The 20,113-nt window shown below is 73.6% G+C and carries 19 protein-coding genes; 4 read left to right on the forward strand and 15 right to left on the reverse strand.

Annotated elements, in window-relative coordinates; translation table 11 throughout:
• Positions 1-58: 58 nt before the first annotated feature.
• The 4 genes from ABZ454_RS06950 to ABZ454_RS06965 all read left to right on the forward strand — a co-directional run bounded on the left by ABZ454_RS06950 (position 59) and on the right by ABZ454_RS06965 (position 4,251).
• Complete coding sequence (locus ABZ454_RS06950) at positions 59-658, forward strand: phosphoribosylanthranilate isomerase (protein WP_359536404.1); 600 nt, start codon at positions 59-61, stop codon at positions 656-658.
• 187 nt (positions 659-845) lie between these two features.
• Positions 846-2,258, forward strand: coding sequence for an AMP-binding protein (locus ABZ454_RS06955; RefSeq protein ID WP_356314197.1), 1,413 nt, complete (start codon positions 846-848; stop codon positions 2,256-2,258).
• Positions 2,255-2,977, forward strand: coding sequence for a hypothetical protein (locus ABZ454_RS06960; protein WP_359536405.1), 723 nt, complete (start codon positions 2,255-2,257; stop codon positions 2,975-2,977). The genes ABZ454_RS06955 and ABZ454_RS06960 overlap by 4 nt, the downstream gene beginning before the upstream one ends.
• 2 nt (positions 2,978-2,979) lie before the next feature.
• A complete protein-coding gene (locus tag ABZ454_RS06965) occupies positions 2,980-4,251 on the forward strand; it encodes an amidohydrolase family protein (protein WP_356314203.1) in 1,272 nt (423 codons plus the stop codon).
• 23 nt (positions 4,252-4,274) lie between these two features.
• Here ABZ454_RS06965 and ABZ454_RS06970 read toward each other — a convergent pair whose 3' ends face one another.
• The 15 genes from ABZ454_RS06970 to ABZ454_RS07040 all read right to left on the reverse strand — a co-directional run bounded on the left by ABZ454_RS06970 (position 4,275) and on the right by ABZ454_RS07040 (position 20,041).
• The gene (locus ABZ454_RS06970) at positions 4,275-4,940 is read right to left on the reverse strand and encodes an NAD(P)H-dependent oxidoreductase (protein ID WP_356314207.1); all 666 of its coding nucleotides are present in this window, start codon (positions 4,938-4,940) and stop codon (positions 4,275-4,277) included.
• Positions 4,910-5,509 (reverse strand): aminodeoxychorismate/anthranilate synthase component II, encoded by a 600-nt coding sequence (locus ABZ454_RS06975; protein ID WP_356314210.1) that lies wholly within the window; start codon positions 5,507-5,509, stop codon positions 4,910-4,912. The genes ABZ454_RS06970 and ABZ454_RS06975 overlap by 31 nt, the downstream gene beginning before the upstream one ends.
• The gene (locus tag ABZ454_RS06980) at positions 5,506-6,999 is read right to left on the reverse strand and encodes an anthranilate synthase component I family protein (protein ID WP_359536406.1); all 1,494 of its coding nucleotides are present in this window, start codon (positions 6,997-6,999) and stop codon (positions 5,506-5,508) included. The genes ABZ454_RS06975 and ABZ454_RS06980 overlap by 4 nt, the downstream gene beginning before the upstream one ends.
• A gap of 141 nt (positions 7,000-7,140) precedes the next feature.
• The gene (locus ABZ454_RS06985) at positions 7,141-7,806 is read right to left on the reverse strand and encodes a phenylalanine--tRNA ligase beta subunit-related protein (RefSeq protein ID WP_359536407.1); all 666 of its coding nucleotides are present in this window, start codon (positions 7,804-7,806) and stop codon (positions 7,141-7,143) included.
• Positions 7,803-9,116 (reverse strand): Gfo/Idh/MocA family oxidoreductase, encoded by a 1,314-nt coding sequence (locus ABZ454_RS06990; RefSeq protein WP_356314219.1) that lies wholly within the window; start codon positions 9,114-9,116, stop codon positions 7,803-7,805. The genes ABZ454_RS06985 and ABZ454_RS06990 overlap by 4 nt, the downstream gene beginning before the upstream one ends.
• Positions 9,117-9,172: 56 nt before the next feature.
• Positions 9,173-10,288, reverse strand: a complete 1,116-nt coding sequence (locus tag ABZ454_RS06995; protein ID WP_356314222.1) for an Ldh family oxidoreductase — start codon at positions 10,286-10,288, stop codon at positions 9,173-9,175.
• A 33-nt stretch (positions 10,289-10,321) separates the two neighbouring features.
• Complete coding sequence (locus tag ABZ454_RS07000) at positions 10,322-11,629, reverse strand: M20/M25/M40 family metallo-hydrolase (RefSeq protein WP_359536408.1); 1,308 nt, start codon at positions 11,627-11,629, stop codon at positions 10,322-10,324.
• Entirely contained in the window at positions 11,622-12,524 is a 903-nt protein-coding gene (locus ABZ454_RS07005; RefSeq protein ID WP_356314228.1) for a sugar phosphate isomerase/epimerase family protein, read from the reverse strand. Before ABZ454_RS07005 ends, ABZ454_RS07000 begins: the two co-directional genes overlap by 8 nt.
• Positions 12,525-12,529: 5 nt before the next feature.
• A complete protein-coding gene (locus ABZ454_RS07010; protein ID WP_356314230.1) occupies positions 12,530-13,654 on the reverse strand; it encodes a DegT/DnrJ/EryC1/StrS family aminotransferase in 1,125 nt (374 codons plus the stop codon).
• On the reverse strand, positions 13,651-14,811 hold the full coding sequence (locus ABZ454_RS07015; RefSeq protein WP_359536409.1) for a DegT/DnrJ/EryC1/StrS family aminotransferase: 1,161 nt from the start codon (positions 14,809-14,811) through the stop codon (positions 13,651-13,653). Before ABZ454_RS07015 ends, ABZ454_RS07010 begins: the two co-directional genes overlap by 4 nt.
• Complete coding sequence (gene trpA, locus ABZ454_RS07020) at positions 14,808-15,605, reverse strand: tryptophan synthase subunit alpha (protein WP_356314236.1); 798 nt, start codon at positions 15,603-15,605, stop codon at positions 14,808-14,810. The genes ABZ454_RS07015 and trpA overlap by 4 nt, the downstream gene beginning before the upstream one ends.
• Complete coding sequence (trpB, locus tag ABZ454_RS07025; RefSeq protein WP_359536410.1) at positions 15,602-16,789, reverse strand: tryptophan synthase subunit beta; 1,188 nt, start codon at positions 16,787-16,789, stop codon at positions 15,602-15,604. The genes trpA and trpB overlap by 4 nt, the downstream gene beginning before the upstream one ends.
• Complete coding sequence (locus tag ABZ454_RS07030; RefSeq protein WP_359536411.1) at positions 16,786-17,583, reverse strand: indole-3-glycerol-phosphate synthase; 798 nt, start codon at positions 17,581-17,583, stop codon at positions 16,786-16,788. The genes trpB and ABZ454_RS07030 overlap by 4 nt, the downstream gene beginning before the upstream one ends.
• Positions 17,583-18,701 carry an anthranilate phosphoribosyltransferase gene (gene trpD / locus ABZ454_RS07035; RefSeq protein WP_359536412.1) on the reverse strand — a complete coding sequence of 373 codons (1,119 nt, stop codon included), beginning with the start codon at positions 18,699-18,701 and terminating at the stop codon, positions 17,583-17,585. The genes ABZ454_RS07030 and trpD overlap by 1 nt, the downstream gene beginning before the upstream one ends.
• Positions 18,701-20,041, reverse strand: a complete 1,341-nt coding sequence (locus tag ABZ454_RS07040; RefSeq protein ID WP_359536413.1) for a nucleotide sugar dehydrogenase — start codon at positions 20,039-20,041, stop codon at positions 18,701-18,703. The genes trpD and ABZ454_RS07040 overlap by 1 nt, the downstream gene beginning before the upstream one ends.
• Positions 20,042-20,113: the final 72 nt, after the last annotated feature.

A 20,113-nucleotide genomic window follows, 5' to 3' on the forward strand; every position in this document is an offset into this window, starting at 1 on the left:
GCACCGACGGCCCTGACACCATGAACGTCCCGTTCCCGTCCCGGACCCAGGAGAAGACATGTACATCAAGGTGTGCGGCCTGAGCCGCCCGCAGGACGTGGCGGCCGCGGTCGAGGCCGGGGCCGACGCGATCGGCTTCGTCCTCACGCCGAGCCCCCGCCAGGTCGCCCCGTCCGCCGTACGCGCCCTGACCGCCCAGGTGCCCGAGGGGACCGCCACGGTCGCCGTGTTCCGAGGGGAACCGCTCGACGAGGTGCGCCGTGCCGCCGCCGAGGCGGGCGTCGACACCGTTCAGCTGCACGGGGCGGAGCCCCCCGAGGCGTTCGCCGCGCTGCGCGCCGACGGCTTCCGGCTGATCCGGGCCACCTCCCCGGGCAGCGGGGCGCCGCTGGAGACCGGCGCGTTCGGCGAGGACCTGCTGATCATCGACTCGCCCCGGCCCGGCTCCGGCGAGCGGTGGGACCCGGCCGCGCTCGGCGCCTCCCCCACCGGTCCGTGGCTCCTCGCCGGGGGGCTGACCCCGGACAACGTCGCCGGGGCGGTCACCGGCCTGCGGCCCTGGGGGGTGGACGTCTCCAGCGGGGTCGAACGCTCCCGGGGCGTCAAGGACCCGGACCTGATCCGGCGGTTCGTGACCACGGCCGCGGCGGCGGCGTGATCGCCCACGCCCGCCACCGCCATGCCACCAAGAGCGAACGGAGTGCCTCCTAAGGCGGATTGAGGGCTGGTCGGTGCGGCCCGCACTATCGGATAGCCGCTTCCCGGACGCGTACGGGCGCACCCAGGCACGCACCTGGTGCACGGCACTGACGTCCACCGCACCCGCCGAATCACCTGGGGGATCCATGTGGCTGCCCACATCCGGGAAGCACCGCGACTTCATCGAGCGCTATCTGACCCTGCACGACCGGTACACCGCGGGTGAACTCGGCGAGGACGAGTGGAGCGCGTGGGCGCGGCAGCAGCTGCGCGCGGTCGTCGCGCTCGCGCAGGACGGGTCCCCCTTCTACGCCCGGCACCTGGCCGGCGTACCGGCCGCCGGGCTCACCCTGGAGGGCCTGAGCGCGCTGCCCTTCACCACGAAGGACGATCTGCGCACGGCCATGTCCGACGTCCTCAGCCGTGATCTCGACGAGGCCTGCTTCTACTACGAGACCACCGGCACCACCGGCCCGGCCACCCCCTGCCCCCGTGACCCGCGCGAGGTGATCGCCTCCAACGCCCATGTGACGGAGAGCTGGCGGAACATCTTCGCGGACGTCTTCGGCGACCGGGCCCCCCGCGTCGGCGTGATGGGCCCCACCGAGGTGCACTCGCTCGGCGACACCCTCGGCGACGTGGCCCGCAACGTGGGCTCGGCCGTCGCCAAGATCTGGCCGTACTCCCCCGTCATCGGCTTCCCCAAGGCGCTGCAGCTCATGCGGGACCTGGCCCTGGACGTGGTGTTCTGCACCCCGAACGTGGCGCTCTCGCTGGCCCGGGCCGCCCGCGACCAGGGGCTGGACCCGCGCCGCGACTTCGCCGTCAAGGTCTTCCTGGTCACGGGCGAGATGTGCACCCCCGACCTGGCCCGCCAGATCGACCAGGCGTGGGGCGCCCGCACCTACAACGCCCTCTACGGCTCCCAGGAGACCCTGGTCGTCGCCTCGGCCTGCGCACACGGCCGGCTCCACCTGGCGCGGCCCAACTACATCGCCGAGCTGGTCGATCCGGACACCGGCGCCGCACTCGGCGACCGGGGCACCGGAGAGCTGGTCGTCACCATGCTGATCGACGGGATCAAGCCGCTGATCCGCTACCGCACCGGCGACCTGGTCGAGCTCTCCGCCAACACCTGCGGCTGCGGCATCCAGGGCCCCGTCATCCGGGTCGTCGGCCGCACGCGCGACCGGATCGTCCTCGGCGGGCACAGCTTCCAGGCCTGGCAGATCGAGCAGGCCGTCCTGGGGCGGATCGACCACAGTTACGGCTACCAGGTCGTCATCGACCGGGACGCGCACGGCGAGGACCTGATCACCGTCCGGCTCGACCTGCCCGACGGGCCCGAGCCCGGGATGGGGGCCGCGCACGCGGCGCGGGTCGCCGACGCGCTCGGGGTGCGCTGCCGGGTGGAGGTGCCCGACGAGCTGGACCCGGTCACCACGACCGGCGCCTTCGTCAGCTGGAAGGCGGCGCGCATCCACGACCGGCGCACCGCCGTCGACCACGAGACGGCCGCCGCCCGCCGGCTCGCCGGAGCCCGGGGGCACCGCGCATGACCGAGTCCCTGTTCCGCGGCCTCGGCATCCGCGACGACGACACCGACGCCGACTCCGACGCGACGCCGTTCCCCATCCTGTGGGAGCCCGCCCGCATACCCCACTCGCCCCTGCTGCGGCCCGGCACCCTGCGGGTCGGCACCCTCGGCCCGGACGGCACCACCTCGATGGTCGCCCTCGCCCGCCTCGGGTACCGGCTCGCCCACCTCGGCGGACCCGTCGTGGAGCCCGTGCCGTACGACTCCTTCGAGGAACTGCTCGCCGCCGTCGGCGGCCGGGGCGGCCCCGCCTACGCGCTGGTGCCGGCGGCCGCCGAGTGCGCGACCCGCTTCTTCTGGTCGCCCCGGCTGCGGCTGGACGCCACTTTCTCCACGCCGACCCCCGAGTACGGCATCGCGACCCCGCCACCGGGTCTGCACGAGGGGGTCCTGCGGCTGGCGACCCTGCACGAGACCCGCCGTCTGGTGGAGCTGCTCGACGGGGCCGAGGGTGGCCGGGGCGGTTACGACATCGCCTGGGTGCCCGCCGAGTCCACCATCCACGCGGCCCAGCTGGTCGCCGAGGGACGCGCGGACGCCGCCGTCACCAACGAACCGGGCCGCGCCGCGCACCGACTGGAGTTCCAGGTCTCACGGCCGGGCGTCCCCATGGTGTGGATGGTGTTCGGGCCCGCGGTGCTCATCCGTTCCGAAGGCGTCCGCCCGTCCCTGGGGAGTTGACCGTGACCACCGACCGCCGACTGCTGCTGCACGACGTCACCGTCCAGGAGGGCCTGGGACGCGCCTCGGTGCCCGCCCGATCCGTCCTGGTGGCGGGCGAGCGCGTCGAGGCCGTGCTGCCGGCCTCACAGGTCCCCGCCGAGGGTGACTTCCTCCGCTGGGACCTGGCCGGGGCCACCGTGCTGCCCGGCATGACCCTGGGGCACACCCACATCGCGTACGTCAACGTCACCACCGGCCGCGAGACCCTGTTCAAGTACCGGGTGCCCGAGGTCGCACTGCACGCCGCGCGGCACGCGACGGACCTGCTGAGCTGCGGATACACCGCGTTCGTCGGGGCCGGATCGGTCGCCGGGATCGACATGGCGCTCAAGAACGCCATCGAGGCCGGTGTCCTGGCCGGCCCGCGCATCACCCCGTGCAGCCGCGATCTGATGGTGTCGGGTCCGCCGGGACGGCGCTCACCCGAGCTCAAGGAGCGGATGCCTCGCGAACTGATGCCGGTGGTGGACGTCCTCGGTGACCTGGTGAAGTACACCGAGGAGGAGATCGACGAGGGCGCCGAGATCATCAAGGTGTTCTCCTCCGGTGACGACACCTTCCCCAACGCGCGCTCCGACGAACTTCTGTTCACCCGCGAGGAGTTGTCCACGGTCGTGGAGACCGCGCACCGGCGCGGCGCCCGGGTGCGGGCCCACTCCCGGGGCCTGGCCGGCATCCGCAACGCGCTGGCCGCCGGTGTCGACGTCATCGACCACGCCACCTACGCCGACGACAGGGCGCTCGACCAGATCGCCGAGCGGGGCGTGTTCGTGGTGCCGAGCCTGTTCCAGCCCGACCGCCTGCTCGCCCTCGGGGAGCGGTTCGGCAAGGCCCCCGACTACCTGGAGTCCCTGGACTTCCGGGACGAGATCGAGAACACCCTGCGCTTCCTGCCCCTGGCGGAGGGCCTCGGCCTGAAGATCGTGCCGGGCGACGACTTCGGTTTCGCGTGGACCCCGCACGGCACCTACGCGGACGAGCTGGTGATGTACGTGGAGCGGGCCGGGATCGCGCCCGAGACGGTCATCAAGTGGGCCTGCGGCAACGGCGCGGAGCTGGCCGGGCGCGGCGCGGACGCCGGGGTGGTGGCGCCGGGCCGGCTCGCCGACCTGGTGGTGTGGGACCGCGACCCGGCGGCCGACATGACCGTCCTCCAGGACAAGGGCGCGTTGCGGTCGGTCCTGATCGGCGGGCGGCACGCGGCGGGACCGGAGGCACCGCCCGCCGTCTGAAGCGGCCGTCCGGGCCGGGCTGTTCACCCCGTGGGGCTGAGCAGCCCGGCCCTTTCGTTGCGGGGCAGCGACAGCAGCCGTGCGGTGTCCCCGCGGCCGCCGTGCGGCAGCAGCAGGATCCGCAACAGGTCGATCATGCGCTCGATCAGTCCGCGCGCGGCGGCCAGGCCCTCCTGGTCCTCGGCCGGCGCGAACTGGTCGTGCACGAAGGCGGGGAAGCCGCTGCCCGGCACGATCATCCGGTTGAGCAGGACGTTGTCGATGAGCTGCCCGTACACCCGGTCGTGGCTGTAGCGACGGCCGGTGACCACCACTCCGGCCACCTTGTTGGCGAGCGGGCGGTCGAACCGCAGGTGCCCGACCCCGGCCCGCTCGATGAAGTTCTGCATCACGCCCGCGAGCCCGAAGCCGTGCACCGGCGCCGCGTACAGCACCCCGTCGGCCCGGATCAGCCGGTCCACCAGGGCCGGCACGTCGTCGTCCAGCGAGCACGGCAACGGCCGCACGTTGCAGTCGCCGCACGGCCCGCAGGGCGTGATGTCGTACTCGGCGAGCGGGATCACATCGAGGTGCACGCCGTGCTCGGCGGCCTGCGCGGCCAGCATGCGCAGCACCCGTCCGGTGAGGCCGTCGGGCCGTTCGGAGCCGTTGAGAGCGGCTATCGACGCCCAGGGACCGTGGTCGGCCATGGCTGTATCCCTTCGAGGAAGTTGGCGATGAACGCTGATCCGGTCTGCGTGGTGATGCTCTCCGGGTGGAACTGCACGCCCTCGACGGCGAGCCGGCGGTGGCGCAGCCCCATCACGCAGCCGTCCTCGCGGGCCCGTGCCGTCACCACGAGCGCGTCGGGCACCGGGTCGGCCACGGCCAGCGAGTGGTAGCGGGTGACCTCGGTACGGTCCGCGAGTCCCGCGAAGACGCCCGAGCCGTCGTGAGCGAGGCGGCTGGTCTTGCCGTGCACGGTGCGCGCCGCCCGCTCGATCCGGCCGCCGTAGGCGAGCCCGATGGCCTGGTGGCCCAGGCAGATCCCGAGCAGCGGGACCCGGCCCGCGAAATGGCGTACGAGCTCCGGATGGCCGGAATCGGCCGGGTGCCCGGGGCCGGGGCCGAGCACCACCGCGTCCGGGCGGCGGGCCGCCAGCTCGGCCGGGGTGTGCGCGTGTGCGGTGACGACGTCCGTGCGGGCGCCCTGTTCCCGCAGGTAGTGGTCGATGATGTGGACGAAGCTGTCGCGTGCGTCGACGAGCAGGATCCTCATGCCGTCAGCCCCTCGCCCGTCAGGGCGGCGTACACCGCGCTCATCTTGATCAGCGTCTCGCGCCACTCGCCCTCGGCCGACGAGTCGGCGACGACACCGGCCGAAGCCTGCAGTGCGTACGTTCCCGTGCCGGGGTCGTGGACGGCGGTACGGATGCACAGGGCGAGCGTCGCCGCGTGCCCGCGCACGTCGATCAGGCCCAGCGCGCCCGCGTAGGCGCCGCGCGGCCGGCCCTCGATCTCCTGGATCAGCTCCATGGCGCGGACCTTGGGCGCCCCGGTCATGGTGCCCGCGGGGAAGGTGGCGCGCAGGGCGGACCACACGTCGGCGCCGCCGGCCAGCTCTCCGCTGACCGTGGAGACGAGGTGGTGGACCTGGGCGAAGTGCTCGACGGCCAGCATCCGCTCGACCGCGAGGGTGCCCGGCACGGACACCCGGGCCACGTCGTTGCGGCACAGGTCGACCAGCATGATGTGCTCGGCCCGCTCCTTCTCGTCGGCGAGCAGCGCGGCGACCCGGCGGGCGTCCTCGGCGGGGTCGGCGGCCCGGGCGACGGTGCCGGCGATGGGCCGCATCGCCAGGGTCCGGCCCTCGATCCGCAGCAGCAGCTCGGGGCTGGCCCCGACCAGGGTGCGTCCCGCCCACGGCACCAGGTACATGTACGGCGACGGGTTGCTCCGGCGCAGCCTGCGGTAGGCGTCGATGGCCGGCAGCGGCGTCGTCACCTCGATGCGGTGGCCGATCTGGATCTGGTAGACGTCGCCCGCCCTGATGTGCTCCAGACAGCGGCGCACCCGGTCGGTGAACTCCTCGCGGCCGACGGTGCGGCGGACCGAGTACGGCTGGGGGGCGGGCGGCTCGGGGGCCTCGTCCTCGCCGGGCAGGGTGCGCACCAGCGCGGAGAGGTCGGCGCCGAGCACCCCGGGGCCGCCGAACTCGGGTGCCTGCGCGTACAGCTGGTGGTTCTCGCCGGTCGCCAGGTCGTAGGTGACGACGTGCCGGAAGAGCGTGAGGGTGATCTCCGGGTCATGGCCGGGGGCGCGCGGCGGCAGCTTCTCCAGGTGCCAGGCGGCCTCGTAGCCGAACACGGCGAGGAACCCGAAGGCGTAGGTGTCGAGCGGTACGTCCGTCTCCACGGCGAAGGCCCCGTTCACCGCCTCCAGCAGGTGCCGGACGCCGTCACGGGCGCGGTCGGCGAGCGGGCGCAGCCGGTCCACCAGTTCCGGCGCCCCGTCCAGGACGGCCTGCCCGTCCCGCACCGTGATCCGGGCCAGCGCCTCGGCGCCGACCGCGGCGAAGCGGCAGTCCTCGTCGGGGCCGGCCAGGCTCTCGAAGAGGAACACCTGGTCCTCGCCGAGCAGCCGGCGCAGCTCGGCGCCCAGGGCGAGCGGGGCGTGCGGGGGCAGGGCGGTCCGCGCCACGGTCACCCGCAGGGGTGCGGCGACCGCCCGGGGAGGTGCTGCGGCGGGCTCGACGGCGGTCATGGTCATCGTGGGCGGTCTCTTTTCGGTACGTGGGTCGGTCAGCGACGTGAGTCCAGCCAACCAACAGCGCGTACCGGCCCGGCAGTCCACTGTTCCGGGGCGGCGGCGGACCACTTGGCCGCCTCGCCCGGGGGACCCCGGGGGCCGCTACCGCGCTGTCCCGCGCAGCAGTGCGGCGGCCTCCAGCAGGGCGTCCCGGCAGGTGTCCTCGCCGACGCCGGGGACGGCGCAGGCCAGCAGCAGCACCCGGCGGGTCTCCTCGGTCACCGCCTGGTGCACACCGTCCCGGTGGGCGAACTGCGACAGCACCCGCTTCTCGTCGGCGAGGACCAGCCCGCCCGCCTCCAGGGTCACCGGTCCGTCCGCGCCCAGTGCGGTGAACTCCTCGGTGCCGTCGGTCAGCCGCAGCGCCACCTCGCCCTCCAGCTTGTCCCGGTCGAACAGCCCGAGCGCGACGAGGCTGCGCACCGCCACCGCGTTGACCGCGTCGACGGCCGGGTTGATCCGCGGCCAGGCGCCGAGCGGCTTGGCCCGCAGCCCCCGGTCGACGAGGGCCTGCACGGAGGGCGGCCGCTTGTCGGGGTGGCTGCCGAGCAGGCGGCTCAGCTCCCGGTAGGCGGCGACGTTCGGGGCCGCGCGCACCTCGGAGCGGCTGGCCCCGGACCACTGGGCGTGGGCCTCGGCCCAGACCTCGTCGGCCGGCGCGGGGCCGGCGGCGGCGACCTCCGCCTCCAGGGTCAGGACGTGGACGCCGGGCACGAGCGCGCGGGCCTCGGGGGTCACGGCGACCTTGCGGAAGGTGGGGGTGGTCATCGGCTTCCTCCGGAGAAGGTGAGGGTGTCCAGGGTGTGCAGGTTCAAGTCCTCGGCGGTGAGGACGCGTTCGGTGTCGATCAGGATGTTGTAGTGGTTCGGCGCGTGGCACTCGTCGAATCCGGCCACCCGCCCGATCGGCCCGCCCGGGCCCGCGACCACGTCGCCCCGGTCGATCACCGTGCCCGCGGGGAACTCGGCGAAGCCCAGGAACCCCACGTGGTCGACGCGGTCCCCGGTGGCGGAGGGCCGGTCGGTCGTGGTGACCAGCTCGTGCACGTCCCCCGCCCGGACACAGCGCGACTGCCAGGGCGACAGCCGCATGCCCCGGTCCGAGCGCCGGTGGAACAGCAGCTTCACCAGATGGGCCGAAAACGGTTCCTTGGAGCTCATCCGCAGGCGCTGCTCCTTCGTCCGTCCGATGCCGTACGCCTCCTCGACCAGATCGACGATGTGCGGTCCGCGGTCCGGCGCGGTCCGGCCGTCCCGCACCGCCCGGTGGAAGTCCGCCATGATCCCCGCGTACTCGTGGTCGAGGGAGGACTTGAACGCCTCGAAGCCGTCCAGCATGTCGGCGTGCAGCTCCCGGCCGTCCTTGAGGTGCACGGTGATGTCCTTGCGCTCACCGGTCTCCAGGGCCCAGTCCAGGTCCACATGGACCGGGATGCCGCCGGCGGTGGCCAGGTGGAGTTCGGCGCAGAACTCGACGCCGGAGCGGACGTCCCCGATCGTGGCGTCGGTCAGCGTGAGCGGGCCGAGCACCGTCTCCAGGGCGTCCAGCGCGTTGGGGCCGTTGTCGATGACGCAGCCGCCGCCGCAGCGGTCGAGGTCCTGGTACCAGCGGTCGGCGCCGGTGTGCTCCTCGATCTTCTCCTGGTACCGGCTGGTGACGTGGGAGATGAGCCGGGGGTCCGGCAGCCGCGCCGCCAGGTCCCGCACATGGGTGTTGTAGCGGCGGTGGAAGGCGGTGAACAGGGTCGTGCCGTGCTCGTCGGCCAGCCGTATCAGGCGGTGCGCGTCCGCGGCGGAGACGGTCAGCGGCTTCTCGCAGCAGACGTGGACGCCGGCCCGCAGGGCGTCGGCCACGACCGGGGCGTGCGCGTGGTTGGGCAGGGTGACGACCACACCGTCCACCAGCCCGGAGGCCAGGAGGTCACGGTGGTCGGTGAACATGACGGTCCCCGGCGCGAATCCGGTCAGCTTCCCCTGGTCGAGGTCGCAGACGGCGGTCAGTCGCAGCTCCGGGTCGTCCTCGATGGCCTGCAGGAAGAAGGGGGCGATGACGCCCACTCCGATCACTCCGATACGCATGATGGTTCGGTCCCTTCCGTGACGCGTGGATGGTGGATGGTGGCGTGCCTCGAACGTCAGGCGGCCGGCTGAAGGGTCCGCCCGGTCAGCGCGGCGGGTGCCTGCACTGTCAGCTGCTCGGCGAGCGCGGCCAGGCCTGCGGCCACCGGTCCCGGAAGCTCGACGCCGTCGCGCTGCGACCGCGCGTACCGCTGGGCCTCGGGGGCTCCCGGATAGGTGACGCCGCGCGTGGCGTACGCGGCGGCCGGGGAGTTCGCGACCGTGTCGAGCAGGATGCGGTTCTCGGCGGCGATCGCCCGGGCGGAGCCGAACGCGGAGGGGTCGATCACGATCGCGGTGTGGCCGACGTTGTCGTCGCCCGCCGGCTCGCCCTTCAGCACACCGGGCCGGGGGCCGTAGGCGGCGCCGGCGAGCGGGCCGCACAGCAGGTCCACCAGCAGCGCGAGCCCGAAGCCCTTGGCGCCACCGGTCGCGGCGGGCCCGCCGAGCCAGGCGACGTCCGCCTCCTCGGCCATGAAGTCGGCCGGGTCCGAGGTCGGGGTGCCGTCGTGGCGGATCAGCCACTCCTGCGGGACCTCCTGGCCCTCCCGGTGGGCGGCCTTGATCTTCCCGGTGGCGACGACCGTGGTGCTCATGTCGAGGACGAAGGGGGCGCCCTCGGTCACCGGGACGGCCGCGCTGAGCGGGTTGGTGCCGAGCATCCGCACGGTGCCGCCCAGCGGCGGGGCGACGCCCTGGGCGCCGCAGTTCGTCATCGCCAGGCCGATCAGACCGGCGGCCGCCGCCTTCTGCGTGTAGTAGCCGGCGCTGCCGAAGTGGGTGCTGTTGCGTACGGCGACCATGCCGATGCCGGTCTGCCGCGCCTTGGCCATGGCGAGGTCCATGGCCAGGTCCATGGTGACCAGGCCGAGCCCGCGGTCCCCGTCGAGCAGGGCGGCCCCGGCGGTCTCCTGGACGACGCGCGGTGCGGCGCCGGCGGCGATCCGGCCGTCGAGCAGGCGGGGGGCGTAGATGTTCACCAGGCCGTTGGTGCCGTGGGTGGTGAAGCCGTTCGCGTCGGCGTACGTGATGACGTCGGCGGCGGTGCTCGCCGACTCGGGGTCCAGACCGCACTCCGTGAGGACGTTGCGGACGAAGGCGGTGAGCTCGGCGAGGGGAACGCGGACGGTCATGACAAGTCCTCTGTTTGATCGCGGGTCGGTCGGTCAGGCGGTGCGGGCGGCGAACGCGTGCACCAGTTCCTTGATGCGCAGGGCGTACGTGTCCAGGTCGTCCAGGTGCACGAACTCGTTGTCGGTGTGCGCCCCGTTGGCGTCGAGGCGGCCGGGTCCGCAGGCCACGACGTAGCGGCCGGGGCCCGGGGCCCAGATCGCGTCGCAGGTGAACGCGGAACCGTCGGCGAGGCCGTCGTGGCGGACGAACCCGGCCTCGTTCAACAGGAGTTCGGCTTCGGCGTCGCGGTTGTTCAGGGTGGGCAGGCCCTGCTTCAGCCAGTCGAGGCGGACGATCCGGCGCCAGTCCTTCACCGTGCGGCGGCTGAACGGGTCGTGGGCGTGCAGGTGGGCGAACTCGGTACGGGCCTCCTCGATCAGCACTTCGAGGGAGGCGGCCAGCAGTTCGGCCTGCTCGGTCGCCGGGTAGGCGATGTTCAGCAGCAACTGCCCGTCCCCGTACACCCGGTTGTGGGCGGTCCCGGTGTGCAGGCCCGCGACGCAGAGCTTGGCTCCCATGCCGTGGGCGAGCGGGCCGAGCCTGCGGGCGAGGAAGTCGGCGAGGAAGCCCAGCAGCACGGTGGCGTTGTGGCCGTCCGCGGGGTGGTCGTCGGTGGAGTCCTGGCCGAGCACCGTGATCCGCGGGGTCATCGCGGCGGTGCAGCCGTCCATGAAGGTGTTGCCGGTGGGTTCGGCGAACACCATCAGACGGCCGGTGAACCCCGCGTCGATCAGCGCACGCGTGCCGTACGTGCCCATCGCGCCGCCCTCCTCGCCGGGCACGGACGCGAGCTGCACCTCGATCCGGCCGTCGAGACCCGGGTCCTCGGCGAAGGCGGCGGCGATCCCGGCCGCGGCGGCGATGCCCGGGCCCTTGTCGTCGACGGCGCCCCGGCCGTGCAGGACGCGCCCCTCCAGGCGCGGCGGGACGTGCGGACCCACCGTGTCCATGTGGAAGTTGACGACCATCCGCCGCTCCTGCGGCTGCGGGGCCCCCTGCGCGACCACCACGGAGGGCTGCCCGGCCAGGAACGCGGCAAGGTCCCGGTCGGCCGCCTCCCGCACCGTGGCCGGCACCTCGGGGCGGTCGAGGAGTTCGGCCGCGGGCGGCCGGTGCAGTGCGGTGCGGAAGCCGCGCGCGGCGGCGCCGGCCAGGAAGACGCGCTGCGCGCGGGCCGCCCCGTCCATGGGGCCGCCTTCCAGCGGCGAGACCGAGTCGACGGCCATCAGCTCGGTCAGCCACTCCAGGTCGGCGGCGGCGAGGCCGCCGCCGGTGCGGGTGGTGCGGGCCGTCTCAGCCATGGTGGCTCTCCTCCCAGTACGTACGGCTGTCCGTGGTGTCGATGCCGAGCAGCCCGGCGCAGCGACGGGTGTACTCCCGGTAGCCGTCGGCCAGTGCGGCCGGATCGCCCGACAGACCGAGGTGCGGGATATGGGCCAGGTGGGGCTCCAGGCTGTAGTGGCCGCTGTAGCCGTGCTCCTCCAGCAGCCGCACGCACTGCGCGACGCGGGCGGTGCCCTCGCCGGGCATCGTGAACGCGGCCGTACCGCCGGAGCGGATCCCGTCCTTGATGTGCACGTGGTCCACCCACGGCAGCACCCGCCGCAGGAAGCCGAGGGAGTCGTAGCCGTAGGCGAGGCCGTTGCCGGTGTCGAACAGCAGCCGCAGGCGGGGACTGGCGACCTCCTCCAGCATGCGCACGGTGTGCGCCGCGCTCTGCCCGGCCCAGCCCTGACAGTTCTCGTGCAGCAGGGTCACGCCCAGCCGCTCCGCCTCGCGGGCCAGCATCCGCATGCGGCGCAGCGACTCGGTGCGCCACTCACGCTCCGGGCGGCCGTCGTTGGGGTACGACATGACCCGCAGCCGGTCGCAGCCGAGCAGCGCCGCCGCCTTGGCGGAGCGCTCCAGCACCGCCAGCTCGTCGTCCATGCCGGTGGCGACCGTGGTGGACCAGGAGCCCACCGGGGTGTCCACGACCGGCACCCTCAGACCCGCGACGATGGTGCGCCGCGCCAGGTCGGCCGCGTCGCCCGCGGACAGCTCGTGCAGGCCGAGGCCGTCGACGGTACGCAGCTCGATCGCGTCCATGCCCAGTTCGCGGTGGATGGCCAGCTGGCCGGCCAGGTCGGAGGCCGCCTCGTCACCGATGCCGCACAGCCGGTCCGCGCCGATGCCCCGGACGTCTCGCACAGTCACCGCGGTCACCTCCCCGCCGCGTAGAAGTCGTTGACCGCGGCCACGACCCGTTCGGCCGCCCCCGGCGCCATGTCCGGGTGCAGGGGCAGTGCGAGCGCTTCGCGGGAGAGCTGCTCGGCCACGGGGAAGTCACCGGGGCGGTGGCCGAGGTGGGCGAACGCGGGCTGCAGGTGGAGCGGGCGCGGATAGTAGACGGCCGTCTCGATGCCCTGGCCGGCCAGGTGGCGGCGCAGCTCCTCGCGCTGCTGGGCCCGCACCACGTAGGTGTAGACGGAACGCCCCTCGAAACCGGCCGGCGGGGGCAGCAGCGCCGGGGCCAGCGGACGCAGGCCCTCCTCGTAGACCGCGGCGATCTCGCGGCGCCGCTCCAGCAGCCGGTCCAGATGGGGCAGTTTGCGCAGCAGGAAGCCGGCGGTCAGCTCGTCCATCCGGCAGTTGAAGCCGAGCAGCTCGTGGTAGAAGCGCTTGCCGGCGGGCTGGCCGTGGTTGCGCAGCATCCGGGCGGTACGGGCGAGCTCGGGGTCGTCCGTGACGATCATCCCCGCGTCGCCGATGCCGCCGGCGGGCTTCGCCGGGAAGAAGGAGTACACCCCGGCGTGCCCGTGCCGGCCGGCGGGCTTGCCGTCGGCCTCCGCGCCGAGGGCGATCGCGCTGTCCTCGACCAGGTGCAGGGAGTGCCGGGCGGCGATGTCGGCGAAGGCGCCCATCTTCGGGGAGCCGCTGAACAGATAGGCCGGCAGCAGCGCCCGGGTGCGGTCGGTGACGGCGGCCTCGGCGGCGGCCGGGTCGAGCAGGCCCGTCTCGTACTCGACGTCGGCGAAGACCGGGCGGGCCCCGCGCAGGGCGACGGTGGAGGCGGTGGAGACGAACGAGAAGGCGGGCGTGACCACCTCGTCCCCGTCACCGAGACCGAGCGCGGCCAGGACCACCGTCAGCGCTCCGGTGCCGCTGGCCACGGCCACCGCGTGCGCCGCGCCGGTGCGCCCGGCGATCTCCGCCTCCAGGCGTTCGACCCGCGACTTGAGGATGAACTCGTCGCTCTCGGCGACCTCCTGGAAGACCTCCACGAGGTCGTCGGCCCAGTCGGCCGAGCGGGCGGGCCAGTCGAAGTACGGGATGACGGTGGTCACGATGCGGCTCCGTAGAAGGCGTGGACCAGAGCGGCGACGCGGTCGGCCTGCTGGTCGGTGAGGTCGGGGTAGAGGGGGAGCGCCAGGGCGCGCCGCGCGGCCGCGTCGGACACCGGGACGGGGTGGCGGGAGCCGGGCAGCGGAGCGAGCAGCGGCTGGTCGGTGAGCGGGCGCGGGTAGTACGCCTCGGTGCCGACCCCGTGGGCCTCCAGGTACGCGGCCAGCTCGTCCCGCCGGTCGCACTCGATGAGGTACACGTAATAGACCTGGTTGCTCGGCGTCTTGGCGGGCGCCATCCACGGGGTCGTCACGGTGTCGGCCAGCGGGGCCAGCAGCCGGTCGTAGCGGGCGGCCAGCTCGGCGCGCCGCCCGATCTCCTCGCCGAGCCGCTCCAGGCGGTGCAGCAGGAACGCCGAGTGCAGCTCGTCGCACCGGCTGTTGTAGCCGAGCTCCTGGTAGACGTACGCACCGTCGGTGTCGTACGCGCCGTCCGTGCCCTGGCCATGCAGGCGCAGCCGCCGGGCGCGGGCCGCGATCTCGTCGTCGTCCGTGAGCAGCATGCCCGCGTCACCGAGCGAGCCGAGGGTCTTGGTGGGGAAGAAGGAGAGCACCCCGCCGCTCCCCCACAGGCCCGCGTGCACCCCGCCCGCCCGCATGTCGATGCCCTCGGCGCTGTCCTCCAGCAGGAGGAGCCCGTGCCGGTCGGCCAGGTCCTTCAGCACCTCCATGTCGGCCATCTGCGAGAACAGGTGCACCGGCATGATCGCCTTGGTGCGCGCGGTGATCGCGGCCTCGGCGCGCTTCGGGTCCATCGCGTAACTGCCGGGGAGGACGTCCACCAGCACCGGATCGGCGCCCACGTGCAGGACGGACGAGGCGGTGGCGAAGAAGGTGTACGCGGGGACGATCACCTCGTCGCCGGGGCCGATGCCCGCCGACCGGAGCAGGATGACGAGGGCGTCGGTTCCGTTGGCCACGGCCACCGCGTGCCGGGCGCCGGTGCGGGCGGCGATCGCGGCCTCCAGTTCGGCGGTGACCGGGCCCGAGGTGAACCGGCCGGAGGCGGCCACCTGGCGGACCATGGCCTCCAGCCGGGAGCGGTCGCGGCGGGCGGAGGCGGCGCCGCTGAAGAACGGGATGGCGGTGGCCTCACTCATCGCGTGGCCGCCTTGAGGGAGGAGATCAGCCCGGTGACGGCCTGGCGGCGGCCGGCCGCGTCCCGGGCGGCGCCGACGGCCTGCAGCAGCGCGCTGCCCACGATCACGCCGTCCGTCTTGCCGTGCAGCGCCGCCACGTGCTCCGGGCGGGAGATGCCGAACCCGACGGCCATCGGGGTGTCGCCGGCCGCGCGCACCCGCTCCAGGTAGGCGTCGATGCCCGGGTCGAGGTCCTTGCGTACGCCGGTGACGCCGTTCGCCGCGAGGACGTACAGGAAGCCCCGGGAGGCGGCGGCGGAGGCCGCGATGCGCTCGGCCGAGCTGCCGGGGGCGGTGAAGAACGTCTGGCCCAGCTCGGTGGCCTCGGCCTGCGCCAGCCACTCGGCGCCCTCGCTGACCGGCAGGTCGGGGACGACGAACCCGTCGACCCCGGCCGACCTCGCGTCGTCGTACAGCTGGGTGAGGCCGTAGCGCAGGAACGGGTTGCAGTAGCCCATCAGCACGATCGGCGCCTCCACCCCGGCGGCACGCGCCTCGGCGACGACGTCGAGGGTGGCGGCGGCGGTGGTGCCGGTGTCCAGGGCGGCCTGTCCGGTGGCCTGGATGACCGGGCCGTCGCCCAGCGGGTCGGAGAACGGCACACCGAGCTCGATCACATCGGCGCCGGCCTCCACCGCGGCCGAGATGAGGCCGACGGTCTCGCCGAGCAGCGGGTAGCCGGAGGTGATGTAGGCGACCAGGGTGGTCTCGTCCTTGGTCCGGTTGTCGGTGAAGGTCTGTTCGAGGCGCTTCATCGGGAGGTCTCCTCACGCTGCTTCAGGGCGGCCATGGCGGAGGTGAGGTCCTTGTCACCGCGGCCGGAGAGATTGACGAGGACGGTGCTGCCGGGCGCGCACTGGCGGGCCACCTTCAGGGCGCCGGCCACCGCGTGCGCGGACTCCAGGGCCGGGAGGATGCCCTCCTGGGAGCTCAGGGCGACGAACGCGTCCAGGGCCTCGTTGTCGGAGGCGGAGATGTACTCGACCTTCCCGGTGTCCTTGTAGTGCGAGTGCTCGGGGCCGACGCCCGCGTAGTCCAGGCCGGGGGCGATGGAGTGGGTGAGCTGGATCTGCCCGTCGTCGTCCTGCAGCAGGTAGGTGCGGGTGCCCTGCAGCACGCCGGGGTCGCCGTAGAGCAGCGGAGCCGCGTGACCGCCCTGCCCGCCCTTGCCCTCACCGGCGGCCTGTACGCCGACGAGCCGGACCGGGTCGTCGAGGAAGGCGCTGAACATCCCCGCCGCGTTGGAGCCGCCGCCGACGCACGCCACGACCGCGTCGGGCAGCCGGTCGTTCTCCGCCAGGAACTGGGCGCGGGCCTCCCGGCCGATGACCGACTGGAAGTTGCGCACGATCGTCGGGAAGGGGTGCGGGCCGACGACCGAACCGAGCAGGTAGTGCGTGGTGTCGGGCCGCGCGATCCACTCGCGGATCGCCGCGTTGATGGCGTCCTTCAGCGTCGCCGTGCCCAGGTCGACCAGCTCGACGCGGGCGCCGAGCAGCTTCATCCGCTGCACGTTGGGGGCCTGGCGCTCGGCGTCGACCCGGCCCATGTAGACGGTGGCGTCGAGGCCGAGGTAGGCACAGGCCGCGGCCACGGCCACACCGTGCTGGCCGGCGCCCGTCTCGGCGATGATCTGCTTCTTGCCGAGGCGGCGGGCGAGCAGCGCCTGCCCGATCGAGTTGTTGATCTTGTGGGCGCCGGTGTGGGTGAGGTCCTCGCGCTTGAGCCAGAGCTTGACGCCGTTCTCCGTGGCGCCGAGCCGGTGCAGTTCGGTGATCGGCGTGGGCCGGCCGACGAACATCTTGAGCAGCTTGTCGAGCTCCGCGGTGAACTCCGGGTCGAGCAGCGTCTTCTGGTACTCCGCCTCCAGTTCCTGCAGCGGGCCCACCAGGGTCTCCGCGACGAACTGTCCGCCGTACTCGCCGAATCGGCCGTTCACGAGGCCACCTCCAGAATCGGGACCCCGGTGTAGGACCGCAGCTGGGCGGCGGGGTCGGGGCTGCTGAGCAGGGACTCGCCGATCAGCGCGGCGTCGAAGCCGTGCGCGGCGATGCGTTCGATGGCGGGGCGGCCGGACAGGCCGCTCTCGCTGACGGTCAGCACGCCGCGCGGGATGTCGCGGCGCAGCCTGGCCGAGTTGTCCAGATCGACCGAGAAGGTCTGCAGGTCACGGTTGTTGATGCCGACGATGCGGGCTCCGGCATTCAGCGCCCGGTCCACCTCGTCCTGGGTGAAGGTCTCCACCAGGGCGTCCAGGCCGAGGCCGTGCGCGGTCTGCACCAGGTCGGTCAGCAGGGCGTCGCCGACGGCGCGGGCGATGATCAGGATGCCGTCGGCGCCGCTGTCGTGGGCGAGCGTCACCTGGCGGATGTCGACCAGGAAGTCCTTGAAGAGGACGGGGACGGTGACGTCCGGGTGTTCCGCGACGGTGCGGACCAGCTCGGGCGAGCCGCCGAAGTAGGGCGTGTCGGCGAGCACCGAGATGGCCGAGGCGCCGCCCGCGAGGTAACTCCTCGCGGTGGGAACGGCCATGGCGGGGTCGAGCAGTTGGCCCTTGGAGGGCGACTTGGGCTTGATCTCGGCGATGACCGAGACCTCGTCCCCGCCGAGCGCGGCGGCGAACCGGCCGGGGACGGCGGCCGCCTTGCGGCCGCGGGCTGCGGCGTCGGCTGCCGCCGGGCCGCTCCAGGCGGCGCGTTTCGCGGCGACGATGTCGTCGAGGTGCGTGGCCATCAGGTGGTCTCCGGGGTGATCGGGGCGGTCGGGTGGATCGGGGTCCGGGCGAGCCGGTCGGTGATCGTGGTGCGGGCGGGCCGACCGGTGTCCGAGGCCCGGGCGAGCCGGTCGGCGAGGGCGGCCGCGGCTCCCCGCTCCACGGCGTTCCGGGCGAGGGTCAGCGCGGACGCCATGTCGTCGGCGCGCCCGGCCAGGTGGAGCGCGGCCGCCGCGTTCAGCAGCACGGTGTCGAGCAGCGGGGCGGGGGCCGTCCCGGTGAGGACCTGGCGGGCGAGGACCGCGTTGCGTGCCGCGTCACCGCCCGCCAGTTCGGCGCGGCCCGCCGGCCGCAGCGGGAGCCCGGCCGGGTCGATGGTGAACGCGGTGAGTGTGCCGCCGTCCACCTGGAGCACCCGCGCGGGGCCCGCCGTGGTCAGTTCGTCCATTCCGTCGAAACCCTGGACGACCCAGGTCCGGCGGTGGCCGAGCAGCAGGGCGGCCTGCGCCAGGACTTCCTGGTCCTGCAGGGTCGCCGTGCCGATGAGCCGGCCCGTCAGCGGGACCGGGTTGGCGAGCGGGCCGGACAGGTTGAACAGGGTGCGGAAGCCGAGCCGCCGGCGGACCGGGGCCAGCCTGCGCAGCGCCGGGTGGAGCGCGGGGGCGAAGAGGAACGCGAACCGGTGCGCGGCCAGCAGTTCCGTGATCCGCTCCCCGGGGTCGATGTCGATCCCGAGGGCCTCCAGCAGGTCGGCGCTCCCGCACTGCGAAGTCGCCGCCCGGTTACCGGCCTTGGCGACCGTCGCCCCGGCCGAGGCCGCGACGAGGGCGGCCAGCGTGGAGATGTTGACCGAGTCGCTGCCGTCACCGCCGGTGCCGACCACATCGACCGCCGGGCCCGTCCAGCCGACCGGCCGGGCCACCGCCAGCACCGCCTCCACCGCGGACGCCACCAGGACCGGTGTCGCGCCGCCCACCGCCACGGCGGTCAGGAAGGCAGCGGCGTCCACCTCGTCCGTGGTCTCGTCCAGCAGCTCCGCCACCGCCGCCCGGGCCGCCTCGGCCGACACCGTACGGCCCGCGACCGCGTCCCGGGTGACGGCGGGGAGCGCACGGCCGGCGAGCAGGGTGGCCGCCATCACAGCACCGCCACATTGCTGGCCGCCGCGAGCTTGTTGTGGGTGTCCAGGACGACCGGCGGGATGCCCCACAGCAGGTCCTGCTCCAGGCCGGGCACGGAGGTGACCATCACCGCCGCGTCCAGCTGCGCCAGTTCCACCACCGCCCAGTCGGCCGCGGTGACCGGCTCGCCGTCCACGAAGAGGTTCGCGACGAGCGGGTCGTGGTACGAGACGACGGCCCCGGCGGCCCGCAGGCCGCGGATGACGTCCAGGGCCGGCGCGTTGCGCAGGTCGGCGACGCCGGACTTGTAACTGACGCCCACCACCATCACCTTGGCGCCGCGCAGCGAGGATCCGCGCGCCTCGACCAGCTCCGCGAGCCGCTCCACGACCTGCCACGGCCGCTGCTCCACCCGCTCGAACGCGGCGGCCACCAGCTTCATCTCGGTGCCGGCCTGCGCCGCGGCCTCGCGCAGGAACAGCGGATCGACCGGGATGCACTCGCCGCCCACCCCGGGTCCCGGGTAGTGCGGGAGGAAGCCGTAGGGCTTGGTGGAGGCGGCGTCGATCACCTCGCGGACCGGTATGTCCAGCTGCCGGCACAGGTCGGAGAGCTCCAGCGTGAGGCTGATGTTGACCAGGCGGAAGGTGTTCTCGAAGACCTTCGACAGCTCGGCGACCTCCGTCCGCGACACCGGCACCACCGTCTCGCAGACCAGCCCGAACAGGGCCGCCGCGCGGCGGGTGCACTCCTCGGTGAGACCGCCCACCACCTTCGGTGTGTTGGCGAGGTTCCAGCCGCTGGTGTTGGCGGGGTCGACCCGTTCCGGGGCCATCGCCACGTGGAAGTCGGTGCCCGGCTCCAGGCCGGTGGCGCGGGCGAGGGTGGCCGCCGCCGCCGCCGTGGTGCCCGGGGGGACGGTGGACTGCAGGATGAGCAGCGTGCCGCGGCGCAGCAGCGGGGCCACCGAGTCCATCGCGGCCTTCACGTAGTCCAGGTTGGCCTGCTGGTCGCCGGTGACCGGGGTCGGCACGCAGACGATGAGGACGTCCGAGCCGGCCAGCTCGCCGGCCTCGGTGGTCGCCTTCAACCGGGCGCTCACCGCCGCGAGTTCGGCATCGCTCACATCCGGCAGATAGGAACTGCCGCGCACCACCCGGTCGACCCGTTCGGCGTCGGTGTCCAGCCCGAGGACCGGAAGACCGGCCGTGGCGAACCCGAGCCCGAGGGGCAGACCGGTGTATCCGAGGCCGACGATTCCCACCCGCAGGGTGCGGCGCTCGATCTTCTCGTCGAAGAGGCTCGCGCCGTCCCGCCCATGGATCACGGGAGCGAGTACGCCAGTCATTTCAGCCATGGTGTTCTCCCTCTGAGTGCTATAAATAAAGGCCGTTGGCGTGATCAAGTAGGCCAGTGGGCGAGGGGGACC

The sequence above is a fragment of the Streptomyces sp. NPDC005803 genome (genome assembly GCF_040630435.1).
GTDB lineage: Bacteria > Actinomycetota > Actinomycetes > Streptomycetales > Streptomycetaceae > Streptomyces.

What these genes read in the sequence shown, in the direction of transcription:
- ABZ454_RS06995 (WP_356314222.1), bottom strand. Translation starts at nt 10,288, where the DNA reads ATGACCGTCCGCGTTCCCCTCGCCGAGCTCACCGCCTTCGTCCGCAAC.
- ABZ454_RS06970 (WP_356314207.1), bottom strand. Translation starts at nt 4,940, where the DNA reads ATGGCCGACCACGGTCCCTGGGCGTCGATAGCCGCTCTCAACGGCTCC.
- ABZ454_RS07040 (WP_359536413.1), bottom strand. Translation starts at nt 20,041, where the DNA reads ATGGCTGAAATGACTGGCGTACTCGCTCCCGTGATCCATGGGCGGGAC.
- ABZ454_RS06990 (WP_356314219.1), bottom strand. Translation starts at nt 9,116, where the DNA reads ATGCGTATCGGAGTGATCGGAGTGGGCGTCATCGCCCCCTTCTTCCTG.
- ABZ454_RS07015 (WP_359536409.1), bottom strand. Translation starts at nt 14,811, where the DNA reads ATGAGTGAGGCCACCGCCATCCCGTTCTTCAGCGGCGCCGCCTCCGCC.
- ABZ454_RS07000 (WP_359536408.1), bottom strand. Translation starts at nt 11,629, where the DNA reads ATGGCTGAGACGGCCCGCACCACCCGCACCGGCGGCGGCCTCGCCGCC.
- trpD (WP_359536412.1), bottom strand. Translation starts at nt 18,701, where the DNA reads ATGGCGGCCACCCTGCTCGCCGGCCGTGCGCTCCCCGCCGTCACCCGG.
- ABZ454_RS06975 (WP_356314210.1), bottom strand. Translation starts at nt 5,509, where the DNA reads ATGAGGATCCTGCTCGTCGACGCACGCGACAGCTTCGTCCACATCATC.
- trpA (WP_356314236.1), bottom strand. Translation starts at nt 15,605, where the DNA reads ATGAAGCGCCTCGAACAGACCTTCACCGACAACCGGACCAAGGACGAG.
- ABZ454_RS06950 (WP_359536404.1), top strand. Translation starts at nt 59, where the DNA reads ATGTACATCAAGGTGTGCGGCCTGAGCCGCCCGCAGGACGTGGCGGCC.
- ABZ454_RS06980 (WP_359536406.1), bottom strand. Translation starts at nt 6,999, where the DNA reads ATGACCATGACCGCCGTCGAGCCCGCCGCAGCACCTCCCCGGGCGGTC.
- ABZ454_RS07030 (WP_359536411.1), bottom strand. Translation starts at nt 17,583, where the DNA reads ATGGCCACGCACCTCGACGACATCGTCGCCGCGAAACGCGCCGCCTGG.
- ABZ454_RS06955 (WP_356314197.1), top strand. Translation starts at nt 846, where the DNA reads ATGTGGCTGCCCACATCCGGGAAGCACCGCGACTTCATCGAGCGCTAT.
- ABZ454_RS06985 (WP_359536407.1), bottom strand. Translation starts at nt 7,806, where the DNA reads ATGACCACCCCCACCTTCCGCAAGGTCGCCGTGACCCCCGAGGCCCGC.
- ABZ454_RS06960 (WP_359536405.1), top strand. Translation starts at nt 2,255, where the DNA reads ATGACCGAGTCCCTGTTCCGCGGCCTCGGCATCCGCGACGACGACACC.